Source organism: Streptomyces sp. NPDC006193, assembly GCF_040613915.1.
Lineage (GTDB): Bacteria > Actinomycetota > Actinomycetes > Streptomycetales > Streptomycetaceae > Streptomyces.
The window spans coordinates 100,826-124,612 of the sequence record NZ_JBEXTB010000001.1; the positions used below are offsets into that span (position 1 = coordinate 100,826).

Below are 23,787 nucleotides of genomic sequence, written 5' to 3' on the forward strand. Positions count from 1 at the left end.
AAACCCAGCACCTCGGGCAGGCTCGTGTAGGTCCAGGTCTGGAGCTCGCCGACGAGCGCCAGGAAACCGTACGCTCCTGCGGAGATGAGAACTCCGAGCACCCCGGCGATGAGCAGAAGACTGACATAGCCGCGGTCCTGACCTAGGCGGAGGGGTCCTGCGACGCTGCCGCGGATGCTGGCGCCGGGTTCTCGGCCGACATGCGCACCACTCCTCGGCATCGGCGCCCGCCGCGGTGCCACTGGTGTCTCGATGTGTTGATGCCCCGGCAGTCCGGCCTGCCAGCGACATACGGACCACGCCGACGCGGAAGTGTGCTGATGCGGGAGGCCCCGTTGCGCGGGACGGATGCCGAGGACGGTGCCGGACGGTCGGGGCGGGCCGTTCCCCGGTCTCGCCGGCCCGGAATGCGGCGTCTGCGCCTTCCCGCGCGTCCCCCGGCGCGGGCGACGCGCGGGAAGGGTCAGTCCTCCTGCACGACGCACAGCGCCCAGATGACGAAGCCGTACAGGGCGATCAGGGTGATTGACCACAGCGTGTAGTAGGGGATCGACAGGATGTTGGCGACGATCAGCGCGCGCATCCTGCCCCTCTCACTGACGCTGCTGGCAGCCGCCATCCTGATCCCGCGGCTTCTCCCGGACGTCTCGCCGCGCCGGGTGGTGCGCTGCGGGGTCCTCGCGCTGCTCGCGGGTGCGGTGATCCTGATGGCCGCTCTTGACGCGGGCGCCGGCGGAGAGATCGTCACCGTTCCCCTGCTGCTGATCGGGCTCGGCATGGGCGCCCTGGCGTCCCAGCTCGGTTCGGTCACCGTGTCCGCGGTGCCGGAAGTGCAGAGTGCGGAGGTCGGTGGGGTCCAGAACGCCGTCACCAACCTCGGCGCCTCGATCGGTACGGCACTCGCCGGGTCGATCATGATCGCCTCGCTCACGTCGTCCTTCCTGCACAGTGTCGAGCAGGACCCGGCGGTCCCGGACCAGGTCAAGAACCGGGCGTCCGCCCAGCTGTGCGGCGGTGTGCCCTTCCTGTCGGACGCTCAGCTGAAGAAGGCGCTCGACGACGCCGGGGTGAACGAGGAGACGTCGCAGGAGGTGTTCGACGCGAACACCGAAGCAAGGCTCGACGGCCTCCGGGCACCCTCGCCGCACTCGCCCTCGCCGCGCTCCTCGCCCTGTTCTTCACCTCACGGATCCCGACGACCCAACCACGAGCGACGAGGCCGTAGCCCCGGGTCGAGAGGCCACCGGTGTGCTCCTCGCAGGACCGGGCAACAGCGGTGGCCAGCGGAGCGGCCGGCTCTACTCCGTTTGCGGTTCCGGCCTCCCCCGGGGAAGCGCAGGCACAGGACTGCAGGACGGGCCGGGCTTCGGCGCGGAGCCATGAGACGAAGCACCACCGGAGCGCTCCGGCGGTCCTCGCCGCGCCGCACGCGCGGATGAGGGGGTGGAACTCCGCCGCAGGTCGGGTCCCGCCGGGCAGGCGAAGCCACTGCCCCGCCGACTGGGACACCGCGTCATCGAGAAGCAATCCGGAACTCGAATGTGGGACGGTCCCAGGGCACGGCGGGCGGGTTCGCGCGCGCGGTTCCGGTTCGGACCGCACCGACGCGGTGGTAGAAGTCCTCGGCGGGAGGATGCGACACGACCTTGACACGGTCGAGCCCGGCGGCACGGGCCTCGGACCGCATGTGCTCGACGAGCCGCCGTCCGATGCCCCGTCCTTGGGCGTCGTCGGCGACGAACAGCAGGTCCAGTTCCGGTGGTGCGGCGAGGACGAGCGAGTAGAACCCGAGGACCGGGCCTCCCTGTTCGTCGGCGCCGACGGCCACGAAGGCACGGTGGGCTTCCAGGTAGTCGGGGCCGACCCGGTAGCCCGCCACTGCGGCCGCGTACTGGCCGTCGTAGGCGCTCGAGCCGCGCACGAGCCGCGTGAGCCGTCTGGCATCGCGCGCGACTGCCCTGCGTATCGTGATCGGCCGGCTGATCGGGGAAGTGCGCGGGCTCATCGGGCGAGTATGTCGCACCGGGCAGCGCCTTCCTGCGGCGGTCGGCTCGCGGACAGGCGTTCCCGTACCGGACGGCTGCCGAGGCGGCGGTGTTCGGGAGGGCGAGACCGATGGTGAGTGGACCGTCGGCTCCGAACCGCCTTCAGTGGCGCGCGGTGGCCGGGTGGCCGGCGAGGACGGCGAGCCGGAGCTTGGTCTCGTCCTCGCTGCCCGGAACGGCGGTCATGATGACGATCTTGAGCTCGGAGTCGCCGTCGGTCAGGACGTCGCAGTCCACGGCGACCGGACCCACCGACGGGTGGTGGATCGTCTTGTGGTCCTCGCGGTGGGCGGCCACCTCGCCGGTCGCCCACAGCTCGGCGAACCTCCGGTTGCCCGCGTTCAGTTCACGGATCAGCACGGCCAGGCGGCTGTCGTGGGGGAAGCGGCCGGTGGCGCGGCGCAGGTCGGAGACGACGGCGGCGTCGGTGGCGTCGTGGTCCGCCTCGGTCACCGGCCAGAGCGCGAGGTGGGCGGGGCCGGAGTCCACCGGGAACCGGTCGCGGGCGAAGTTGCGCCGCCGCGGCGGCAAGGCGGAGGGGTCCCCCAGCAGGGCGGACCAGCCCCGGTTCCACCACACCAGCTGCCAGTCCGCCGCGAACACGGCGACGGCCACGTCCCCGAGGCGGGCGAGCACCCGCTGCACACCGGGCGGGAGGTGGTCGGAGATCACGCCGTTCGCCGGCGGGACGAGCCGGGCCAGCCGGTACAGGTGGTCACGCTCGGCGGCGGTCAGCTGGAGGGCGCGCGACAGCGACGCCACCACCGGCGCCGAGGGGGTCGTGGCCCGCCCCTGCTCCAGGCGCACGATGTAGTCGACCGACACCCCGGCCAGGTCGGCCAGCTCCTCGCGGCGCAGCCCGGCAGCGCGGCGCCCGCGCGCCACCGGCAGCCCGGCGGCCGACGGGGGCAGCCGGTCCCGCCACGTGCGGATCATCGCGCCCAGTCCGGTTCCGGATGTCGTCGGCATGACCTCCATCCTCCCGCATTCCCGGCCGTGCGCGCGGGCGCGAGGGTGGTACCGGTGTTCCTACCGTCGGAGCGTCCCTGGTACGCCCTCGGGTCCGGGTCCAGTATCGAACCCATGACGATCACTTTCATCACCGGAGCCAACAAGGGACTCGGCCGCGAGACCGCCCGCCGCCTGGTCGAGTGCGGTCACACCGTGCTCGTCGGCGCCCGCAACCGCGAGCAGGGCGAGGAGGCGGCCGCCGCGACCGGCGCCCGCTACGTCCCCATCGACGTGACCGACGACGCGTCCGTGGCCGCCGCCGCCGCGGACGTCGCCGAACACGAGGGCAGGATCGACGTCCTGATCAACAACGCCGGCGTGAGCGGTCCCATCGGCGATCCCAGCAACCTCACCGCCGCGGACGCCCTCGCCGTCCTCGACGTCAACGTCATCGGCGTCGTCCGCACCACCACCGCGTTCCTGCCGCTGCTGCGACGTTCGGACGACCCGGTCATCGTCAACGTGAGCAGCGGCCTGGGCTCGCTCGCCCTCACACACGACCCCGACCGAGCCGAGTCGCAGGTCGTCGCACCGCTGTACACCGCCTCGAAGGCAGCGCTGACGATGCTGACCACGCAGTACGCCAAGGCACTCGAGGGCATCCGCGTCAACGCCGCCGACCCCGGCTACACGGCGACCGACCTCAACGGTCACAGCGGCCCCCAGACCGTCACCGAGGGCACGGACGCCATCGTCGCCCTCGCCACCGAGGGGCCCGGCGCCGGCACCGGACGCTTCGTCTCCCGCCACGGCGAGATCGCCTGGTCCTGAACCGGGGCGGGCGGTCTCGCGCACCCGCCGCGAACGGCGGCGGGCGCGCCCACACCCCCGGCCGGCCAGTTCGGCGAGGGCTTCGGCGGCCGGGCCGGACGAGGCCGGGTCCTGGCCCGTGATCAGCAGACCGTCCCGCGGGCCCGAGCGCAGGGTGGCCTCGGTCAACCGCACGGAGTCGGCGTCCTCGGCCGGATCCCGCAGCGCGTCCGTGGCCGCCGGGGTGGAAGACCGTGTCGAAGTCCTCGGGCGGACACCGCGTCCAGGCGCACGGTGTTCGCGAGCGCCGCGGTGGCCGCCGGGTCGGGTCCGACTCGAAGCGGCGGGTCTGCTCGGTACGGGAAGCGGGTCCGCTGCTCCCGCAGTGCCGACCCCCGTCCGCATCCCATTCGCCGCCGCCCGCGGATCAGGCCGGCCGGGACATCATGCCGGCCCCCCAAGGGCGGCCGGCCGCCGCTGGACCCGACCGGGGCGGATCGCGGGGGCGGGCGGGGCCGTCGCGGCGTCCCGGTGTCACACCTCGTGGCCCTGTGCGGCGAGCCACCGGTGGACGCTCTCCTTGTCGGCCGGCGTGATGCGCGCCGGCCCGGCGACGTCCGGCCCCTCGTCCCGGTTGAAGCCGGTGTCGTTGACCCGGGCGGTGACCCACAGGGCCAGGTCCTGCGCGGCCTGCGCCGGCAGCGACCCGCTCCGCCAGCCCTCGCGGGCCCGGCGGGCGGCGTCGGCGTCGTGCCGCTCGGTCTCCTGCAGCCAGACGGGCACCAGCCGCTCGACGGCCTGCCGGTCGTCACGGTCGCGCTGCTGCTGCCGCTGCTCGCGTGCGTTCATGCCGTTCACCTGTTCGTCGCGGTCGGTCGCGTTCGCGCCGTTCGTCCTGTCGCTGCTCGCGAGTTCCCTCGACGGGCGCCGGTACCGCACTTCGCGGGGGTGAACCCGCTGGGCCGGGGGAGGCGGCCGCGGGCGCGCGAGCAATGAAGACGAACGGGGCGGGTAAGCGGGGGGCACCCGTTTCCATCCGATCCATCCGCAAGAAAGTGGTGCCCGCCCCATGGCCCAGACACGAGACGTCGTCGAGCTCATCCTCCAGGACCACCGGCGCATGGAAGAGCTCTTCCGTCAGATGAGAAGCGTCGAAGCCGACCGAGCCGCCGCGCTGGAGGAGTTCTCGGACCTGCTGATCGCGCACGCGCTGGCCGAGGAGGCCAAGGTCTACCCCGCGCTGAAGCGCTACAAGGACATCGACGACGAAGAGGTCGAGCACGGCGAGCACGAGCACGACGAGGGCAACAAGGCGCTCCTGGAGCTGCTGGAAGTCGACGAGGTCGGCTCCGAGGAGTGGGACGAGAAGCTGGAAGAACTCGTGCAGGCCGTCACCCATCACGCCGACGAGGAGGAGCGGACCGTCCTCAACGGTGCGCGCGAGAACGTCGCCATGAAGCGGCGTGAGGAACTGGGCGAGGCGTTCCTGGAGGAGCGCGAGCGCCAGCTGAAGGCGGGCTGCGGCTCGGTGGACAACGTGCGCCGCATCGTCGGCGCCTCCTGACCGCGCGCGGCGCGGTGCCGTGACCCCGGCGACCGCACGCGGTGCGGTGCGGTGGCCTCGTGACCGCACGCGGTGCGGTGGCCTCGCGACCGCCCGGGGTGCAGGGTGCGATGCCGGCGACCACACGCGGCGCAGGGCGCGATGCCGGCGACCGCACGCGGTGCGGTGACGCGACCTCGGCGACCGCACGCGGTCTCGCACGGCTCCGCACGCGGTCTCGCACGGCTCCGGTCCGAGCGGCGCGGCCCCTGCCGCGCCGGCCGCGGCGGGCCGTGAGCGGGTCTCGCGCCGGCAGGGCCGGGTGCGCCGCCCGGCCCTGCCGCGGCGTCCGGTCCGCACCGGCGGGCGCCGCGGCCGTCGCTTAATTCGCTGGCGGGGGCGACGGCGCCCGGTTAGCCTCCCCCGGTGATCCAGCAGCCCGCGCCCTGCGCCCCCCGCTCCCGCTCCGTGTCATGAGCGCGAGCCGTTCGCTTCTCGACACCCGGCCCCTGCGCACCTCCCCCGTCTTCCGGCGGCTGCTGATCGGGCGGACCGTCTCCACGCTCGGCGGGTTCATGACCATGGTGACGGTCATGTACCAGGTGTGGGACATGACCCGCAGCACGGCGTGGACCGGCGCGGTCGGCCTGGCGCAGGCGCTGCCGCTGGTGGTGTTCGGGCTGTTCGCCGGGGCGTGGGTGGACCGGGCCGACCGGCGCCGGATCTATCTGACGGCGACCGTCGGACAGGCCGCCTGCTCCCTGCTGCTCGCCGTGCAGGGCTTCACCGGGCATGTCCCGGTGGGCGGCGTGCTGGCTCTGGTCGCCCTGCAGTCGGCCTTCGGGGCGCTGGGCGCCCCCGCCGCCGGGGTGTTCGTGCCGCGCCTGCTGCCGCCGGACCAGGTGGCGGCCGGACTCGCGCTGAACCAGGTCACCGGGCAGGCGATGATGCTGCTCGGTCCCGCCCTGGCCGGTGCGCTGCTGGGCTGGCTGGGCATCGGCGTGTGCTACCTGCTGGACGCCCTCAGCTTCGGCCTCGCCTTCTACGGCGCTTTCGGCCTGCCCGCGCTGCCCCCGGAGGGCGTCCCGTCCCGGGCCGGTGTGCAGGGGGTGCTGGACGGGCTGCGGTTCCTGGCCGGGCACCGGGTGGTGCGCGGCGCACTGATCACGGATCTCGCCGCGACCGTGCTGTCCTTCCCGGTGAGCCTGTTCCCGCTGGTCAACGCCGAGCGGTTCGGCGACGACCCGCGCACCCTCGGTCTGTTCCCGTCGGCGCTGGCGGTGGGCGGCATCGCGGCGACCGCGCTGTCCGGACGGCTGACCCGGCTCGGCCGGCCGGGCGCGGTGATGCTGTGCACGTCGGCCGCCTGGGGCGCGGCACTGGTGCTGTTCGGTCTGTCGAGCAGTCCGTGGACCGGTCTGGCCCTGCTGGCGCTGGCCGGGGCGGCCGACGCCACCTCGGTCGTCTCCCGCTCCACGATCGTGCAGACGCGCACTCCGGACTCGCTGCTCGGCCGGGTCACGGCGGCCGAGCAGATCGTCGGGCAGGCGGGCCCCAGTCTCGGCAACGTGCGCGCCGGTCTGCTGGCCGGCTGGACCTCGGGCACGACGGCGCTGGTCACGGGCGGCGCGATGTGCGTTCTGGCGGTGGCGGCGGTCGCCGCGACGACACCCGGGCTGCGGGAGGGTGCCGCCGCCGGGGACGCGGCCGGGCCTGCCGCGGAGGCGCCGGGAGAGGCGTGACGCTCTGGCCTGCCGGGCCGGACCCGGTGACACGTCTGCCGGCCGCTGGACTCCACGGGGCCGGCGGGCCCGGGCCGCCGCAGCGCGGGGCGTCGTCCGGCCGGGCCCGCCGCCGGGTCGCCCCGTCGGGGGTGCCGGGGAGGACCGCTCCCCGGCACCGGACCCGCGACCGTCGCCCCCGGCACGGGACCCGCGACCGTCTCCGCCGGCACCGGACCGCGGCCTTCCGGTGAGACCGTCGAGCGGCCGGGCCCCGTGCGTGGCGGTCACAGGCCGTCGAGGTCGGCCGGTATGCCGAGACCCGTCAGGGCGCCCACCGGGTCGAGGTCAGGGGTGCCGCGCGGCCACCAGTCGTCCCGGCCGGGTTCCGACTCGTAGGCGTACCAGAGGCCGTCGCGGCCCAGGCGCAGCTGCAGGTGGCCGCGGGGGTGGGTGAGGCGGTTGCGCCAGGGCCGGAACGCCGGGAGGTCGGCGGCGAGCAGCAGCGGGCGGGCCCGGTCGAAGCGGCCGGCCGGCGGGTCCCAGGGCTCCTCCAGCACGGCGAGCCCCTCCGGGCCGCCCTGCCGCCAGGCGGCGACGGCGCGGGCGAGGTCGGCCGGGGTGCGGCCGGCGGCCTCGGCCAGCGAGGCGTAGAGCGTCCGGGTGGCCGCCGTCAGCCCGGAACCGGGACGCGCGGCGGCGAGGCGCACGGCGTCCTGCCAGAGGGTCAGCTCGGCGACGGGGTCGCGTCCGGTGGTGAGCAGCGCGTGGGCGCGGGCGGCGGCGTCGGTGGCCAGCTGGTCCAGCGCGAGGGGGTCCGGGCCGCCCGGCGCCGACGGATACACCGGGGGCTGCCCGGGGTGCGGCGGCACCGGCGCCGGCGGGGGCAGCGGCGGGAGCCGGCGCGGGGCGAGGGCCTCGGCGGCCCGCACGCCGGGCAGCGTCTGCGGCTGCCGTTCCCGGGCGGCGTCGGCGGCACGTGCGGCGCTGCGCCGGGTCAGCGCCTCCAGGAGGTCCTTCTCGCCCCGGCCGCGCAGCAGGAGCAGCACGAACGGGTCGGCGTCGAGCAGGCGGGCCGTCTGGTAGCAGACGGCGGCGGCGTGCTTGCAGGGATGGCCGGAGTCGGGGCAGCTGCAGCGGGGGAAGAGGTCGCCGGGGCCGGGCAGCAGGGGGACGCCGCAGTCGGCGAGGGACTGGGGCAGTTCCTTGTCGAGCAGCGCCGCGATGTGGCCCGGCCGGTCGGCGGCCTCGTCCAGGAAACGCTCCCAGTCCTCGTCCCCCAGCGTCCGCACCCGCACCTGGACGCGGTACGGGCGGGGCCGGCTGCCGCGCACGTACGCCAGCACCTGTCCCGGGGTGACGGTGATCGCGTCCACGTGCCCCTGGTCCGCGTAACCGCGCCCCCGCGCGAGCCGCCGGGGATCCAGCGCGCCCCGTTCCAGCGCCTCCACCCAGGCGTTGCCCCACCAGGTCGCCGCGAACCCGGTCCCCTCGCCGGCGGCCCGGCGCGGCGCGAACGCCGCGAACGTACGGCGGAGCTCGGTGTCGCGGTGCGGGGCGGCCATGGTGGCAGGCACACGCGGTGCTGCCGGTGCGGGGTCCGAGGCGCCGGCGGCCGCCGACGCGGGGTGGGCTCCCGCGGAGGGTGCCGGGGCGGACGGGGCGGCCACGGACACCGGGGCGGGGGCCGCGGACGCTGCCGCCGGGGGTGCCGTCCCGGGGGCGGAGGACGCGGGCGCCGGGCTGGGGAACGCGGGCGGGGAAGCCGACGGCGCGCCTCCGCCGGCCGGGATCGGGGACGGGCGGGCCAGCTCCCCGGGCCCGGACGCGGAAACCCCGGACGCGGAATCCCCGGACGCGGAATCCCCGGAGGCGGAATCCCCGGACGCGGGCTCCGGCGTCACGGACCGGGACCGCGGGGCGGAGGGGGCGCGACTGGTGTGGGAAGCCGTGTCGCCGACGGGGTGCTCCGGCTCCCAGGGCTCCCCGGTCCACGGAGGCATGCGGAAGGCGTCCGCCAGGTACCGCCGCATGTCCTGGACCGCCTTGGCCCTGGCGACGCCGTCCTCCGGCGCGGGTGCGGACGGGGCGGCCGGCACGGCGGTGCCCGGCCGCGCGGCGGCGCGGCTCTCCCGCCGGGGCTTCGCCGCCTCCGCGCGCCATGCTTCCCGCCGTGCCGCGTGCAGCGCCTCCCGGGCGGCGTCGCCGGGACGCCCGCTCGCGGGGGCGGCCGGACCGGTCCGCGCCGAGGGGTGCGCGGCGGCCTCACCGGGGCCGGAGTCCGCCGCGCCCGCCGGACCCGGTTCCGGGACGGGACGTGCCGGGTCCTGGGGAGCTTCGTCCACCGCCGGGGACGGGGACCGGAACGGGGCGTGGGCCGGGTCCGAGGCGGTGGCGCCGGGCGCCGGCGCGGGACCGCCCGGCGCCGGTGTGTCGTCGGCCCGGCGTGCGACGGCATCCCTGAGCGCAGCCCGCGCCGCGTCGCCGGGCCTGGGCTCGGCGCCGCCGGAGCGGTCGGGCCGGCCGGCGCCGCGCCCGGGCGGGCCCCCGGGCGCCCCGTCCGCGCCGCAGACCGTGCCCTCCGCGGCATCCCGCACCGTGCCGGCCGCATCCTCCACCGCGCCCCGCGCCGGGCCCGCCGTGCCCTCCGCCGAGCCCCGCGCGCTGCCGGCAGGATCTTCCGCCGTGCCCCGTGCGGTGGGGGCGGCGGCCTCCCGCTCGGCCTCTGCTCGTGCTCGTGCCGCCCGCAGGGCCCGGCGGGCGGCGTCGCCGGGGCGTGGGCTGCCGGGGGCCGTCACGGCCTGCTCCGCAGGGAGACGAGGTCGGACAGTTCGCGGTCGGTCAGCTCGGTGAGCGCCGCCTCGCCGGAGCCGAGGACGGCGTCGGCGAGGGCGCGCTTGGCGGCGAGCATCTCGGCGATGCGGTCCTCCACCGTGCCCTCGGTGACCAGGCGGTGGACCTGGACGGGCTGGGTCTGGCCGATGCGGTAGGCGCGGTCGGTGGCCTGTTCCTCGACGGCCGGGTTCCACCAGCGGTCGAAGTGGATGACGTGTCCCGCGCGGGTCAGGTTCAGGCCGGTGCCGGCCGCCTTCAGGGACAGGATCAGGACCGGCGTCTCGCCGTTCTGGAAGCGGTCGACCATGCGCTCGCGCTCCGGCACCGGAGTGCCGCCGTGCAGGAGGTCGACGGGGACCGCGCGGGCGGACAGGTGGGCGGTGAGCAGGCGGGCCATGCCGACGTACTGGGTGAAGACGAGTGCGGAGCCGTCCTCGGCGAGCAGGGTGTCCAGCAGCTCGTCCAGGAGGGCCAGCTTGCCGGAGCGGGCGGACAGGCGGTCGGGGCGGGGGTCCTCCTTCAGATAGAGCGCGGGGTGGTCGCAGATCTGCTTGAGGGCGCCGAGCAGTTTCAGGACCAGGCCCCGGCGGGCCATGCCCTCGGCGGTCTCGATGGCGAGCATCGACTCGCGCACGACCGCCTCGTACAGCGCGGCCTGTTCCCGGGTGAGCGGCACCGGGTGGTCGGTCTCGGTCTTGGGCGGCAGCTCGGGGACGATGCCGGGGTCGGACTTCTTGCGGCGCAGCAGGAAGGGGCGGACCAGGCGGGACAGACGCTCCACGGCCTCGGCGTCCTCGCCGTTCTCCACCGCGCGGGCGTGCCGGGCGCGGAAGGACTTCAGCGGGCCGAGGAGGCCGGGGGTGGTCCAGTCGAGCAGGGCCCACAGTTCGGAGAGGTTGTTCTCGACGGGTGTGCCGGTGAGCGCCACGCGGGCGGGGGCGGGGATGGTGCGCAGTGCTCTGGCGGTGGCCGAGTAGGGGTTCTTCACGTGCTGGGCCTCGTCGGCGACGACCATGCCCCAGGGCTGTCCGGCGAGGCGGGCCGCGGCGGCGCGCATGGTGCCGTACGTGGTCAGGACGAAGCCGCCGTCCAGGCCGTCGAGGCTGCGGTCCGGGCCGTGGAAGCGGCGCACGGGGACGCCGGGCGCGAAGCGGGTGATCTCGCGCTGCCAGTTGCCGAGGAGGGAGGCGGGGCAGACGACGAGGGTGGGTTCGGGGCGGGCCCGTTTGAGGTGCAGGGCGATGAGGGTGACGGTCTTGCCGAGGCCCATGTCGTCGGCGAGGCAGCCGCCGAGTCCGAGGGAGGTCATCAGGTCGAGCCAGGCCAGGCCGCGCAGCTGGTAGTCGCGGAGGGTGGCGGCGAGGCCGGGGGGCGGGTCGGCGGGGTGCAGGCCCCCGGTGAGACGGTCGCGGAGGGCGGCCAGCGCGCCGGTGGGGACGGCCTCGACGCTCTCGCCGTCGACCTCGGCGGTGCCGGTCAGGGCGACGGCGAGCGCGTCCACCGGGTCGAGCAGACCGAGTTCGCGCTTGCGGGCCTTGCGGACGAGGGCGGGGTCGACGAGCACCCAGCGGTCCCGGAGCCGTACGACGGGGCGGTGGGCCTCGGCGAGGGCGTCCATCTCGGCCTCGCTGAGCGGGTCGCCGCCGAGCGCGAGCTGCCAGCGGAACCGGAGGAGGTCCTCGCCCTCGAAGAAGCCGGTGCCGTCGGTCGCCGAGCCGGGGGCCGGGCGGACCACCGCGGTGGCGGTCAGGTCGCGGGCGAGGTCCCGGGGCCAGTGCACGGCGACTCCGGCGGCGGCCAGCCGGCCCGCCGCGGCGCCGAGCAGCTCGCCGAGTTCCTCCTCGGACAGGGCGAGGACGTCGGGCACGTCCTGTTCGGCGAGCCGTTCCAGGGGCGGCCAGACCCGTGCGGCGCGCCGCACGGCCAGGGCGGCGTCGACGCGCGCGCGGGGTCCGAACGCCGCGTCGGCCTCACCGGCCCACAGGGCGGCCGCGTCGGCCACCAGGGTGGGGTCGGCGAGGCTGTGCACCTGCACGACGGCCGCTCCGGCGGCGCGGGACTCCTCGTGCGCACCGGCGTCGAAGACGTCGTACGCGGACAGGTCGAGGCGGAGCGAGACGCGCACGCCCGCGTCCATGCCGGCGGCGACCTCGGCCGCCCAGGCGTGGGCGTGCGGCAGGGCCTGGGGTTCACGGGCGGCGAACGGCCGGCCGGCCGCGCAGGGGGCGGCGGGCGTGCGGGGCAGGGTGTCGGCGACCGCGTCCAGGAAGGAGCGGACCAGGGCCTCCGGTTCGGGCAGCCGGAGTGCGCCGGGCCCCGGGAGGGGCACGGCGTGGCCCTCGGGGGGCATCGCGGCGGCGACGGCCCGCAGGTGGGCGATGTCGTCGGGCTCCAGCGGGCCGGCCCGCCAGGCGTCGTGCCCGTCCCGGGTGAGGCCGGGCAGCAGCCGGCCGCGGGCGACGAGCCGCAGGGCGTGCAGGGCGGCGGCGCCCCAGCAGGCGGTGGCCGGGTGGGCGGCCGGGTCGCGGCGGGCCCGGACCAGCAGCGGCAGGGCCTCGGCGAGCGGCAGGGTCAGCGCGGGGACCTGCCGGCGGCGCACACCGGCGCCGTGCCGCCGCACGACCGTCAGCTCCTCGGTCCCGCCCCCGGCGCCGGCGGGGAGCGGGTCGCCGTCGGGGTCGTAGAAGGCGAGGCGGCCGTCGCGCGGCAGGGGCGCGGGCAGGTACACGCACGCCAGGCGCACCGGGACCGGGTGAACGGGGTCCGTGTCCGTGTCCTGTCCCGTGCCCGGGGAACGCCCCGTGCGCTCGGCCACCGCAGCCGTGCCGCTCATACGTCCTGCCACCTCCCGCCCGTGTCCCGGTTCAGATGTCTCCGACTCTACGGGCGGGGTCCGACATCCGGCTCCGGGGGCGGTGCGGGACCGTCCGCGGGACGTGCGGGCGACCCGTGCGGACCAGCTGCTCCACGGGCCGTGCGGTGGACGGCGGGGGCGCCGCCTACGGGATCGTGCGGGAGACGACGAACACCATCGGCTGCTCGGGGTCGGCGAGGTCGACGACCACGTCCTGGGTGGGCGCCGGGTTCTTCTGCCGGTGGGTGAGGCCCCACCAGGGGCCGGGGCCGGTGAAGGCCCAGCCGCTGACCTTGCGGTCGCGCTCGCCGATGGCGATGTCGTCCTTCTTGAGCTGTTCCCGGCGCGCTCCCATGGCCTGCAGGAAACTGTCGAGGCCGGCGGGGTTGGTGCGGAACTGCACGTAGAGGCGGCTGGTCTTCCAGTTGTTCGTCTCGTAGTAGGCGAGGTCGTCGGCGGGGTGCGGGACGGTCACCTGGTAGAGGCGGCGCTGCACCTTCGACGGCCAGCCCGGCGTGAGGCCGGTCGCCGAGTACTTCGCCTCCTTGTCCTTGCCGCTGTCGCGGCTCTGGTTCGCGGAGATCACCAGGTAGCCGGCCGGCACGCCGATCAGCAGGACGATGATCAGCAGGGTGAGCGCCCTGCGTCTGGCCCTGTGGCGGGGGTCCTCCGCGGGCGGGCGCGGCTCGTCCGGCGGGGTCGCCTGGCGGGGCAGCGACGCGGTCATGCCGTGTCCCGTACCCGGCGGGCGTAGCGCTCGTAGCGCTCGTGGCGCTCCACCCGGCGCCGCTTGGCCCGGCGGAACCGGCGGGCGACCAGCCGGGCCAGGTCGGCGGCGCCGACCATGCCGGCCTCGGGGCCGAGCTGGGCGCGGGTGATGCGGGCCTCGGGGCGGTAGCCGCGGCCGGTGAGGTGCCGCTTGAAGGCGTCGCGGGCGGGGCCGATGAGCAGGTCGTCGGCGGCCGAGACGCCGCCGCCGATCACGAAGCAGGAGGGGTCGAGGGCGGCGGCGAGGTTGGCGATGCCGACGCCGAGCCACTGGCCGATGTCCTGGAGCAGTTCCACGCACATCGCGTCGCCCTCGCGGGCCAGCTCGGTGATCATGGGGCCGGTGATGTCGCCGATGTTGCCCTTGACGTGCTCGATGATGCCGTAGGCGACCGGGGAGTCGGCGGCGGCCAGCTCGCGCGCCTCGCGGACGAGCGCGTTGCCGGAGCTGTACTGCTCCCAGCAGCCGCGGTTGCCGCACGGGCAGCGGTGTCCGCCGGGGACGACCTGCATGTGGCCGAACTCCCCGGCGACGCCGTACTTGCCGCGTTTGACCTGGCCGTCCTCCAGGATGGCCCCGCCGATGCCGGTTCCGAGGGTGATCATGACCAGGTGGTCCTCGCCGCGGCCGGCGCCGAAGCGCCACTCGGCCCAGGCGGCGGTGTTGGCGTCGTTGTCCACGAGGACGGGCACGGAGAGCCGGCCGGCGAGGCGGTCGCGCAGCGGCTCGTTGCGCCAGGACAGGTGGGGCGCGAACAGGACGCGGTTGCGGTCGGCGTCGACCCAGCCGGCGGCGCCGATGCCGACCGCGTGCACGTCGTGCCGGTCGGACAGGTCCAGCACCAGCTCGACGATGGTGTCCTCGACGACCTTGGGGCTCTTGGACTTGTCCGGGGTCTCCGTGCGGAGCTTCTCCAGGATGTTGCCGTCGGCGTCCACGACGCCCGCCATGACCTTGGTGCCGCCGATGTCGATGCCGACGGTGGGGACGCGCGGGGCGGTCAGGTGTGACCGGCGTTCCCGGGTACCGACCGTTCGCAGGACGGGGGCCCGGCGGGAGCCGATGGGGGCCGTGAGGTCGCGGTAGGTGCTCATCGGCCTCGATTCTGCCTCACCGTGCCCCCTGGTGCGGTGCCCCCCGGTGCGGGGCGGGCAGGGGTGCGCCGCAGCTCGTGGACGAGGGCGTCCAGGTCGGCTCCGCCCGCCATCTGCTTGGTGAGCTCGTCCAGGGTGATCTCGTCGCGTGTGTGGTTGCCCACCATCGTGCCGCGCCTGAGCAGCACGAAACGGTCGCCCACCAGGTAGGCGTGATGCGGGTTGTGGGTGATCAGTACGACGCCCAGGCCCTCGTCGCGTGCCGCGGCCACATATTTGAGGACCACACCTGACTGCTTCACACCCAGTGCGGCCGTCGGCTCGTCCAGGACGAGCACCTTGGCGCCGAAGTGGACCGCGCGGGCGATCGCCACGCACTGGCGCTCGCCCCCGGACAGGGTGCCGATCGGCTGGTCGACGTCCCGCAGGTCGATGCCCATGCGGAGCAGGGCCTCGCGGGTGGTGCGGCGCATGAGGTCGATGTCCATGCGCCGGAAGGGGCCGACGCCCTTGCGGGGCTCGGAGCCGAGGAAGAAGTTGCGCCAGACCGGCATGAGCGGCACGACGGCCAGGTCCTGGTAGACCGTCGCGATGCCCCGGTCCAGGGCCTCGCGCGGCGAGGTGAGGCGGGTTTCCTCGCCGTCGATGCGCAGGGTGCCGGAATCGTGCTGGTGCAGACCCGCGATGATCTTGATCAGCGTCGACTTGCCCGCTCCGTTGTCGCCGAGGACGCAGGTGATCTCGCCCGCGTGGACCTCCAGGGAGACGCCCTCCAGGGCGCGAACGTTGCCGTAGTGCTTGCCGGCGTCCGACAGCTCCACCACGGGCGTGCGGGTCACGGGTTCGGTCCCGGTCATGTCGTGGCCTCCGCGCGCTTGCGGACCCAGGCGTTGAGCAGGGTCGCGAGGAGCAGCATCGCTCCGAGGAAGAACTTGAACCAGTCGGGGTTCCATTCGGCGTAGACGATGCCCTTGCTGGTCATGCCGAACAGGAGCGCGCCGACGGCAGAGCCGACCGCGCTGCCGTAGCCGCCGGTGATCAGGCAGCCGCCGATGACGGCCGCGATGATGTAGATCAGCTCGTTGCCGACGCCTTCGCCGGACTGGACGGCGTCGAAGGAGAAGAGCAGGTGCTGGCCGGAGATCCAGGCGCCGAAGGCCACCCCCGTGTAGAGGCCGATCTTGGTCCTGGCGACCGGGACGCCGACCGCGCGGGCCGCGTCCTGGTTGCCGCCGACGGCGAAGATCCAGTTGCCGGCGCGGGTGCGCAGCAGGATCCAGGAGCCGGCGGCGACCAGCGCGAGCCACCACAGGACGGTGACCTTCACGTCGACGCCGCCCACGGTGAAGGTCGAGGCGAAGACGGCACGGGCGCTCGGGAAGCCCTCCATGTCGGCGATGGTCTTGGTGGAGACCGTGCCGTCGATCAGCTTGGTGAAGCCGAGGTTCATGCCGGTCAGCATCAGGAAGGTGCCCAGCGTGACGATGAAGCTGGGCAGCCCGGTGCGGGTCAGCACATAGCCGTTGAGGGCGCCGACGGCGAGGGTGACCAGCAGGGACACGCCGACGCCGACCCAGGTGTTCGCCGTCATCTGGTAGCTGAACATCGAGGAGATCAGCGCGGACGACGTCACCAGCACGCCCGCCGACAGGTCGAACTCGCCGCCGATCATCAGCAGGGCCACGGGTACGGCCATGATCCCGATGGTCGAGGAGGCGTAGAGGACCGTGCTGAGGCTGGCGGGGCGCAGGAAGCCGTCGGCGGCGAAGGCGAAGAAGACGAAGACGGCGAGGGCGCCGACGACCGAGCCGAGTTCCGGGCGGGCGAGCAGCCCCCGCAGCGGGGAGGTGCGCAGGGTGCGCTCGTCGGCCGTCGCCGTCGCGCCGCCGGTGCGGTCCGCGGTGGCGGTCATCGGGTGCCCCGCTCGGTGTACGCCGCCAGCGCGGACGCCTGAGCCTTGGTGACGATCTGCGGTCCGGTCAGGACCGGCTTGCCGCCGCCGAGCACGTCGCCGTTGTACTTGTACAGCCACAGCAGGTCGACGGCCTGGTAGCCCTGGAGGTACGGCTGCTGGTCCACGGCGAAGCCGAGGGTGCCGTCCCTGAGCGAGGCGGCGACCTTGGCGTTGAGGTCGAAGGTGTCGATCTCGGCCTTGCTGCCCGCGTCCTTGCGCGCCTTCACGGCGGCGTCGGCGTAGGGGGCGCCGAGGGTGACGACGGAGTCGACGGACCGGTCGGCCTGGAGCTTGGCCTCGACGGCGGACTGCACGTCCGGCATGTTCGTGCCGTTGACGTACACCTTGCGCAGCGTGCCGCGGAAGGTCTTGGCGACGCCGTCGCAGCGCTGTTCGTGGCCGACGTTGCCCTGCTCGTGCAGCACGCACAGGGCCTTCTTCTTCCCGCGCTCGTTCAGTTCCTCGCCGACGGCCTCGCCGGCGACGGTCTCGTCCTGGCCGATGTGGGTGAGGGCCCCGAAGGCCTTGGACCGCTCGGAGCCGGAGTTCACCGTGATCACCGGGATGCCCGCCTTCTCGGCGCGGGCCACGGCGGCCTTCAGGGCGTCCGGCTTGGCGAGGGTGACGATGATGCCGTCGACCTTCTTGTCGACGGCCGCGTCGACCAGTTGCGCCTGCTGCTGCGCCTCGTCGTCGTGCGAGTACAGGAAGGTGATGTTGTCCTTGCGGGCGGCCTGCTCGGCGCCGCTCTGCACGATGTCCCAGAACGTGTCGCCGTCCCCCGAGTGGGTGATCATCGCGAAGGTCCAGCGCGGGGTGTTCACCGCCGCCCTGCCCTGGGCGGCGGCGGCCTTGCGTGCGTCCTCCGCCCGCTTGCCTCCGGTGCTGCTGCACGCCGCCAGCGACACACAGAGTGCCGCTGCCAGCGCTGTGCCTACCCAGGTCCGAAACCGTGCCACGAGGCCGTGCCCTTCTTGCCGTGCTCTTGGTGTGCTTGCCGCTGCTCCGACGTGCGTGAGGGGCGGGCGATCACGCTGCGGCGTTTCGCCGCGGCGGTCTCACCGGCCCCAAACGCCTCAGTATCGAACACGGGGAACACCCATGACACGACCGGGGACCGCTCGCCGGTCACCATGTCCGGACATTGCGACGAACGTCGCCCGCCGTCAGGGCCGTACGAGCAGCTGGAACTCGAAGGAGTACCGGCTGGGGCGGTAGGCGTGGTCGCCGAACTCGACCGGGCGGCCGGTGTCGTCGAACGTGGTGCGCTGCATGGTGAGCAGCGGGGCGCCCTCCGCCTCGGCGAGCCGCTCGCCCTCGGTGGCCGTGGCACCGCGGGCGCCGATGGACTGGCGGGCGCTGTGCAGGGTGATCCCGGCGGCGCGCATCAGCCGGTACAGCCCCGTCTCCTCCAGCCGGCCGGTGTCCAGGTCGAGCAGGCCCGGCGGCAGGTGGTTGATCAGGTACGCCATCGGTTCGCCGTGCGCGAGCCGGAGCCGCTCGATGCGCTGGACGTCGCCGCCCTCGGGCACGCCGAGCGCGGCCGCGACCGCGGCGGAGGCCGGCACGACCGTGTTGACCAGCACCTTCGTCGCGGGCCGCTGGCCGGCCGCCTCCAGATCGTCGTAGAGACTGCTCAGTTCGAGCGGGCGCTTGACCTGACTGTGCACGACCTGCGTGCCCACGCCCCGGCGGCGGACGAGAAGCCCCTTGTCGACGAGGGACTGGATGGCCTGGCGGACGGTCGGCCGGGACAGGCCGAGCCGGGCGGCCAGTTCGATCTCGTTGCCCAGCAGGCTGCCCGGCGTCAGGCTGCCCTGCTCGATGGCGGCTTCCAGCTGCTGGGAGAGCTGGAAGTACAGCGGCACCGGGGAGCTGCGGTCCACACGGAGGTCGAGCGACACGGTCGGGTCCACGTCTTGTTTCGGCACGGGCCAGAGCGTAGCCCCGTGGCCGGTTGACGGGAAGTTGTGTAGTCCGGTTGTCCTGACATGCGCATTGACAGGGTACGGGGTCGGCCCTCACTTTGTTTCCATGCGCATCGGGATCATCGGTACGGGCCGGATCGGCACCCTCCACGCGAGGACGCTCAGCCGTCACCGTGAGGTCGGCTCCCTGATCCTGACGGACACGGATCCGGCGCGGGCGCAGGAACTGGCGTACCGGCTGGGCGAGACGGCGGCGCCGGGCGTGGACGAGATCTTCACCTGGGGTGTGGACGCGGTGGTGATCACCACGGCGACGGCGGCGCACGCCGAGCTGATCGGCCGGGCCGCCCGCTCGGGCCTGCCGGTGTTCTGCGAGAAGCCGATCGCCCTGGACCTGCCGGGCACGCTGCAGGCGCTGGCCGAGGTGGAGTCGGCGGGAACGGTCCTGCAGATGGGTTTCCAGCGGCGCTTCGACGCGGGCTACGCCGGCGCCCGGGAGGCCGTGCGCTCGGGCCGGCTCGGCCGCCTGCACACCGTACGGGCGCTGAGCTGCGACCAGGCCCCTCCCCCGGCGCAGTGGCTGGCGCTGTCCGGCGGGCTGTTCCGGGACGCCCTGATCCACGATTTCGACGCGCTGCGCTGGGTCACCGGCCGCGAGGTGGCCGACGTGTACGCCACCGGCTCCGACGGCGGTCCCGGGGTGTTCCGGGAGACCGGTGACGTCGGCACGGGGGCGGCACTGCTCACCCTGGACGACGGCACCCTGGCCACGGCGACCGCCACCCGGCTGAACGGCGCCGGGTACGACGTCCGGATGGAGCTGGCCGGGGAACGGGACACGGTGGTGGTCGGCCTGGACGACCGTACGCCCCTCGCGTCGACGGAGCCGACCGGGCCGCCGCCCGCGGACAAGCCGTGGACCGGTTTCCTGGAACGGTTCGGGCCCGCGTACGAGGCCGAGCTCAACGCCTTCGTGGAGGTCGTGCGCGGTGAGCGGCCGAACCCCTGCGACGGCCGGGAGGCCCTGCAGGCACTGCGCGTCGCGGAGGCGTGCGAACGCTCCCGACGGGAGCGCCGGCCGGTGGCGCTGGCGGAGATCCCGGACCGTGGCGCGACCGCGGCGGGCTGAGCACCGGGGCGGGACCCGTACCTACGGGCAGCGGCCGGCGGGTGGGCCCGGTGCAGCGCCCCGGCTTCCCCGACGGCCACGGGGTCAGCGCGGGCGTCGGACGGGCCGCCGCACGGCCGGGGGCCAGGGGCACCCGGCCGTGCGGCGCGGCGCGGGGTTCAGGCCTGGTCGGGCAGCTCGAACGAGCCGTATTCGGGGCTGCCCGCGACGTCGTACGTCTGGATGGAGACGCCGGAGCCGGTGACGCGGCCGCCGCGGTGCCGGAAACGGGTGGGGACCGTGCCCTCGGTGAACAGTCGGCGGCCCGCGCCGAGGACGACCGGGAAGGTCAGCAGGTGCAGGGTGTCGACGAGCCGCAGGTCCAGCAGGGTGCGGACGAGGACGCCGCTGCCGTGCGTCTGGAGGTCGCCGTCCGTGCGCTCCTTGAGGGCCGCGATCTCCTCGGCGAGGTCGCCGCCGACGACGGTGGTGCCGGACCACTCGGGCGCCTGGAGGGTGGAGGAGACGACGTACTTCGGCAGGGTGTTCAGCTTCGAGGCGACCGGGTCGGCAGGGTCGGTGACCTTCGGCCAGAAGGAGGCGAAGATGTCGTACGTCCGGCGCCCGAGCAGGAACGCGCCGGCGCCGGCGAAGACCTCGTCGACGAAGCCGCCGAAGTCGTCGTCGCCGTACGGGAAGCTCCAGCCGCCCTGGGCGAAGCCGTCGCGGGTGTCCTCCTGCGGGCCGCCGGGCGCCTGGTGGACGCCGTCGAGGGTGACGAAGACGGTGGAGACGAGCTTGCCCATGGCGGGTGCCTTCTTCCGGGTGCGGGATCTGCTGTCATCACCTCAGACCCCGCGCGGGCCCGCAACTCATCGGTCGGCCGGCGTGTGCGCCGGGGCCGGCGGCTGCGCGGTGAAGGGAGCCGTTCCGTCCGGCCGGGTCGGCCCGCCGAACAGGTCCACCGCCTCGCGGACGTCCCTCAGGCCCCGCGCCAGGGCGCTGACCGAGCCGATCGCCGCGGCGACCAGCAACAGGGAGCGGCGCAGGCGCGGGATCTCGGGCGAGCCTCCCGCGGCCATCGCCGCCAGCGCCGCCAGTTCGTCCTCGGCTATCGCCCGGTCGGGGAACTCCGCCGGAAGGGCGGCCAGTTCGCGGCGCAGCCGGGACACCGCGGTCCTCAGCTCCACTGCTCTCGGGTCCTCGCCGCCGCCGGTCACCGGCCTCTGCCCCAAGCTCCGCAACACAGCCTCCCCCCTGTCACGCCGTCGTGCGCGGGTCAGTAAACGCCTCCCCGCGCGGCGGCGCCACAGCGCGGACCGGAATTCAGCCCAACGGATCCGGCGTGGGGGAAGCGGCCGGTTCCGCCGTCGGCGGGTATGCAGGATCCATGACCGACAACCACGTTGTGCGCGCGGAGGCCGCTGGGCTGCTGCTCGCCGCCGGCGGGGGCACCCGGCTCGGCGGGCGGCCCAAGGCGCTGCTGACGCACCGGGGGCGGCCGCTGGTCGAACACGCGGCCGGCGTGCTGCGCGCCGCCGGGTGCGGGCGGGTCCATGTGGTGCTGGGGGCCCGGGCCGACGAGGTGGGGCGGCGGGCCGAGCTGAGCGGCTGCGTCGTCGTCGGCAACCCGGACTGGGCCGAGGGCATGGGGTCGTCCCTGCGCGCGGGACTGGCCTCGCTCGCCGGCACGGGCGCACGCGCGGCCCTGGTGACGCTGGTCGACCAGCCCGGTGTCGGACCGGCCGCGGTGGCCCGGGTGCTCGCCGCGTACGAGGACGAGGAATCGCTGGTGTCGGCCGCCTACGACGGGGTGCGCGGGCATCCCGTGCTGTTCGGCGCGGCCCACTGGGCGGGCGTCGCGCGGACCGCCACCGGGGATCGCGGGGCGCGGGCCTACCTGGCCGCGCACGAGGCCGGGATCCGGCTCGTGGAGTGCGCGGACGTGGCCGACCCCTACGACATCGACACCGAGGCCGACCTTCGCCGCCTGGAGTGAGCGGAGCCGCACCGTCCGCGCCGCCTGCACTCCGGCGCCACCGCGGAAGGACGTGACCGCTCATGTCGCACCGGCGCCGTCCCCGGAGACCGTCGTCGACGCGCAGCCCCTGCCCCGGCGGAAGGAGGTCCGCACGGACACGGCGCTCGGGTCCGGCCGACGCCGTGCAGGGCGGCATCCGCTGCATCGGTGGAACCTCGGTGGATCGACGCGGGCGTCGAGTTCCAGACCGGCGACGAGGCCACGCCCGAGCCGGTCCGCAGGGATCGCCGCCGAGGCGGCCCGGCTTCCCGGGGGTCACGCGGTGGTGTGCGCGCCGCTGCACCGCCGCCGGCTCCGGGAGCAGCCCCGCCTACGGCGCCCCCCGGGGTGACCGTTCACCCTATGTGCCGCGTTCCAGGTGCACCGACCAGTCCCGTTCCGCCGCGGGCCTGCCGTGCAGGTCGGGGACCCGCTTCAGCCAGTCCGGGCGGGCCGCCTGCGTCCGCTGCGCGCGGGCGCTCTCCTCGGCCGCGAGTTCCTCGGGGCTCGGGAAGTCGGTGGGCAGCCACTCGGACGAGCGGCGCACACGGGCCAGGAGGTAGTCGACGTAGGCGTCCCGGACGTCGTCGGGCGCGGCCGGACCGGCGTCCGCGGCGAGCCACGCGTCCGGCACCTCGGCGACGATCGAGCGCAGCAGCTCCTCGGTGACGCGGGGAGCCAGTTCGGCGTCGGCGGCGCGCACGTCGGGGCCGTAGTGGCCGAGGGCGTGGTGCCGGAAGTCGTACTTCTTGCCGGGGGTCGTGGTGTCCCAGCGGTGGTGGAAGACGAGGGCGGCGCCGTGGTCGATGAGCCACAGCCGCGGGGGCGCGGTGCCCAGCGTGGGCCAGACCATCAGGTTGGAGCTGTGGACCGTGCGGTCGACGTTGACGGTCAGCGCGTCCAGCCACACGATCCGTCCGGCCTCCAGCGGGTCCACCGGGAAGACCCGCGCGATCTCGGGGGTGAGGTCCCGGGCGCCGGGCAGGTAGTCCATGCCGAGGTTGACGCCGGCGCTGGCCCGGTGCAGGTCGCGCACCTCCTGGTGCGGCTCGGCGTCGGCGACGGCGGGGTCGAAGCGGACGAGGACCAGTTCGGGGAAGCGCAGACCGAGCGCGCGGGCGAGCTCCCCGACGATGATCTCGGCGACCAGCGCCTTGTGCCCCTGCGCCGAGCCGGTGAATTTCACGACGTACGTGCCGAGGTCGTCGGCCTCCACGACACCGGGGACGGAGCCGCCGGAGCGCAGGGGCGCGACGTAGCGGGTCGCGACGACCTCTCTCAGCATCCCGTGAGGTCCCGTCGCCGGCGCACCTTGACTGGCACGGTCGCCTCCTCTCCTCCCAGCAGCCCGTCGACGGCGGCGGGGCACTTGCTTCCGGCCTCCGGCACGAAGTGAGCATAGTAATCAAGCCCGAAGCCGGCACCGGCTCCCGTGGAGCGGGAGCCGGCGGGCGCGCTCCGCGTGGTCACAGGCCGAGCGTGAGCGCGGCGGCGACACCGCCCAGGCCGAGGGCGAAAGCCGCCTGCTTCCAGCCGCCGCCGCCCCAGCGGAAGAAGCGGTCGGCTGCCAGCCGGCCGGGGCCGATGGCGGCGACGGCCAGCGCGACGACAGCGATGCACACGCTGTATTCCACGCCGCCGTCCGCCTCCCACAGGCCGTGGGCGCCGGTGACGGTGGCCATCGCGTTGATCATGACGCCGATCAGCGCGGCGGCCGCCAGCGGCGTCAGCAGTCCGAGGGCCAGACCGAGGCCGCCGAGCAGCTCGGACAGTCCCCCGATCGCGGCGAAGAGCCTGCCCGGGTGGTAGCCCAGGGCCGCGAACCCCTTGCCGGTCGCCGCCAGGCCGTGCCCCCCGAACAGGCCGAAGACCTTCTGGGCGCCATGGCCGGCCATCAGCAGGCCGAAGGTCAGCCGGATCAGCAGCAGGCCGGCGTCGGCGGCGGTCGCGACGGGAGCAGCGGGGGCGGGGGCGGTGGGCCGCGCCGGCGGTTCCGTGTACAGAGCTGGACGGTTCAGGATGCGCTTGGTCGACATGGCGGTACTCTCCGGTCGGTGTACCGGGACGGGTGTTCTCCCCCAGCTCGGTCCGGGTGTCTGCCGAGCAACCGGTCATGGGTGGAGTGGAGCCCACGCGGCGTCGCGGCGTCGCCCCC

General features: G+C 74.8%; 20 protein-coding genes and 1 pseudogene. 6 read left to right on the forward strand and 15 right to left on the reverse strand.

The window, feature by feature from the left end; genetic code table 11:
- Nucleotides 1-575 precede the first annotated feature (575 nt).
- A pseudogene (locus ABZ261_RS00425) lies at nucleotides 576-1,225 on the forward strand (MFS transporter); the annotation flags it as partial.
- A gap of 288 nt (nucleotides 1,226-1,513) precedes the next feature.
- On the opposite strand, the gene ABZ261_RS00430 reads toward ABZ261_RS00425, so the two are convergent.
- Nucleotides 1,514-2,005, reverse strand: coding sequence for a GNAT family N-acetyltransferase (locus ABZ261_RS00430; protein ID WP_356854333.1), 492 nt, complete (start codon nucleotides 2,003-2,005; stop codon nucleotides 1,514-1,516).
- 142 nt (nucleotides 2,006-2,147) lie between these two features.
- Nucleotides 2,148-3,014 carry a helix-turn-helix transcriptional regulator gene (locus ABZ261_RS00435; RefSeq protein ID WP_356854334.1) on the reverse strand — a complete coding sequence of 289 codons (867 nt, stop codon included), beginning with the start codon at nucleotides 3,012-3,014 and terminating at the stop codon, nucleotides 2,148-2,150.
- 114 nt (nucleotides 3,015-3,128) lie between these two features.
- Here ABZ261_RS00435 and ABZ261_RS00440 point away from each other — a divergent pair, with 114 nt between their 5' ends.
- A complete protein-coding gene (locus ABZ261_RS00440; protein ID WP_356854335.1) occupies nucleotides 3,129-3,827 on the forward strand; it encodes an SDR family NAD(P)-dependent oxidoreductase in 699 nt (232 codons plus the stop codon).
- 513 nt (nucleotides 3,828-4,340) lie between these two features.
- On the opposite strand, the gene ABZ261_RS00445 is transcribed toward ABZ261_RS00440, so the two are convergent.
- Nucleotides 4,341-4,655, reverse strand: coding sequence for a hypothetical protein (locus tag ABZ261_RS00445; RefSeq protein ID WP_356854336.1), 315 nt, complete (start codon nucleotides 4,653-4,655; stop codon nucleotides 4,341-4,343).
- Between the two features lie 220 nt (nucleotides 4,656-4,875).
- Here ABZ261_RS00445 and ABZ261_RS00450 point away from each other — a divergent pair, with 220 nt between their 5' ends.
- Both ABZ261_RS00450 and ABZ261_RS00455 read left to right on the forward strand, forming a co-directional pair.
- Nucleotides 4,876-5,370, forward strand: coding sequence for a hemerythrin domain-containing protein (locus ABZ261_RS00450; RefSeq protein ID WP_356854337.1), 495 nt, complete (start codon nucleotides 4,876-4,878; stop codon nucleotides 5,368-5,370).
- A 452-nt stretch (nucleotides 5,371-5,822) separates the two neighbouring features.
- A complete protein-coding gene (locus tag ABZ261_RS00455; RefSeq protein ID WP_356854338.1) occupies nucleotides 5,823-7,091 on the forward strand; it encodes an MFS transporter in 1,269 nt (422 codons plus the stop codon).
- Between the two features lie 266 nt (nucleotides 7,092-7,357).
- Here the strand turns inward: ABZ261_RS00455 and ABZ261_RS00460 are convergent, their stop codons facing one another.
- The 8 genes from ABZ261_RS00460 to ABZ261_RS00495 all read right to left on the reverse strand — a co-directional run bounded on the left by ABZ261_RS00460 (nucleotide 7,358) and on the right by ABZ261_RS00495 (nucleotide 18,480).
- Entirely contained in the window at nucleotides 7,358-9,256 is a 1,899-nt protein-coding gene (locus ABZ261_RS00460) for an SWIM zinc finger family protein (RefSeq protein WP_356854579.1), read from the reverse strand.
- 608 nt (nucleotides 9,257-9,864) lie between these two features.
- Complete coding sequence (locus ABZ261_RS00465) at nucleotides 9,865-12,738, reverse strand: DEAD/DEAH box helicase (RefSeq protein ID WP_356854339.1); 2,874 nt, start codon at nucleotides 12,736-12,738, stop codon at nucleotides 9,865-9,867.
- A 166-nt stretch (nucleotides 12,739-12,904) separates the two neighbouring features.
- Complete coding sequence (locus ABZ261_RS00470) at nucleotides 12,905-13,486, reverse strand: sugar kinase (protein WP_356854340.1); 582 nt, start codon at nucleotides 13,484-13,486, stop codon at nucleotides 12,905-12,907.
- Entirely contained in the window at nucleotides 13,483-14,622 is a 1,140-nt protein-coding gene (locus ABZ261_RS00475; RefSeq protein ID WP_356854341.1) for an ROK family glucokinase, read from the reverse strand. The genes ABZ261_RS00470 and ABZ261_RS00475 overlap by 4 nt, the downstream gene beginning before the upstream one ends.
- The gene (locus ABZ261_RS00480) at nucleotides 14,619-15,479 is read right to left on the reverse strand and encodes an ATP-binding cassette domain-containing protein (RefSeq protein WP_356854342.1); all 861 of its coding nucleotides are present in this window, start codon (nucleotides 15,477-15,479) and stop codon (nucleotides 14,619-14,621) included. Before ABZ261_RS00480 ends, ABZ261_RS00475 begins: the two co-directional genes overlap by 4 nt.
- A complete protein-coding gene (locus tag ABZ261_RS00485; RefSeq protein WP_356854343.1) occupies nucleotides 15,476-16,534 on the reverse strand; it encodes an ABC transporter permease in 1,059 nt (352 codons plus the stop codon). The genes ABZ261_RS00480 and ABZ261_RS00485 overlap by 4 nt, the downstream gene beginning before the upstream one ends.
- Nucleotides 16,531-17,535 carry a sugar ABC transporter substrate-binding protein gene (locus ABZ261_RS00490; protein WP_356854344.1) on the reverse strand — a complete coding sequence of 335 codons (1,005 nt, stop codon included), beginning with the start codon at nucleotides 17,533-17,535 and terminating at the stop codon, nucleotides 16,531-16,533. The genes ABZ261_RS00485 and ABZ261_RS00490 overlap by 4 nt, the downstream gene beginning before the upstream one ends.
- A 207-nt stretch (nucleotides 17,536-17,742) precedes the next feature.
- On the reverse strand, nucleotides 17,743-18,480 hold the full coding sequence (locus tag ABZ261_RS00495) for a GntR family transcriptional regulator (protein ID WP_356854580.1): 738 nt from the start codon (nucleotides 18,478-18,480) through the stop codon (nucleotides 17,743-17,745).
- A gap of 130 nt (nucleotides 18,481-18,610) precedes the next feature.
- Between ABZ261_RS00495 and ABZ261_RS00500 the strand changes: the two genes are divergently transcribed.
- Nucleotides 18,611-19,633 (forward strand): Gfo/Idh/MocA family oxidoreductase, encoded by a 1,023-nt coding sequence (locus tag ABZ261_RS00500; protein WP_356854345.1) that lies wholly within the window; start codon nucleotides 18,611-18,613, stop codon nucleotides 19,631-19,633.
- Between the two features lie 158 nt (nucleotides 19,634-19,791).
- Here the strand turns inward: ABZ261_RS00500 and ABZ261_RS00505 are convergent, their stop codons facing one another.
- Nucleotides 19,792-20,418, reverse strand: a complete 627-nt coding sequence (locus tag ABZ261_RS00505) for a dihydrofolate reductase family protein (protein WP_356854346.1) — start codon at nucleotides 20,416-20,418, stop codon at nucleotides 19,792-19,794.
- 66 nt (nucleotides 20,419-20,484) lie between these two features.
- Nucleotides 20,485-20,859 (reverse strand): DUF5955 family protein, encoded by a 375-nt coding sequence (locus ABZ261_RS00510; RefSeq protein WP_356854347.1) that lies wholly within the window; start codon nucleotides 20,857-20,859, stop codon nucleotides 20,485-20,487.
- A gap of 143 nt (nucleotides 20,860-21,002) precedes the next feature.
- Here ABZ261_RS00510 and ABZ261_RS00515 point away from each other — a divergent pair, with 143 nt between their 5' ends.
- Complete coding sequence (locus ABZ261_RS00515; protein ID WP_356854348.1) at nucleotides 21,003-21,611, forward strand: nucleotidyltransferase family protein; 609 nt, start codon at nucleotides 21,003-21,005, stop codon at nucleotides 21,609-21,611.
- A gap of 382 nt (nucleotides 21,612-21,993) precedes the next feature.
- On the opposite strand, the gene ABZ261_RS00520 is transcribed toward ABZ261_RS00515, so the two are convergent.
- Together ABZ261_RS00520 and ABZ261_RS00525 are read right to left on the reverse strand one after the other, a co-directional pair.
- Nucleotides 21,994-22,917 (reverse strand): HipA family kinase, encoded by a 924-nt coding sequence (locus ABZ261_RS00520; RefSeq protein WP_356854349.1) that lies wholly within the window; start codon nucleotides 22,915-22,917, stop codon nucleotides 21,994-21,996.
- A gap of 181 nt (nucleotides 22,918-23,098) precedes the next feature.
- Entirely contained in the window at nucleotides 23,099-23,668 is a 570-nt protein-coding gene (locus tag ABZ261_RS00525; RefSeq protein WP_356854350.1) for a DoxX family membrane protein, read from the reverse strand.
- Nucleotides 23,669-23,787 lie beyond the last annotated feature (119 nt).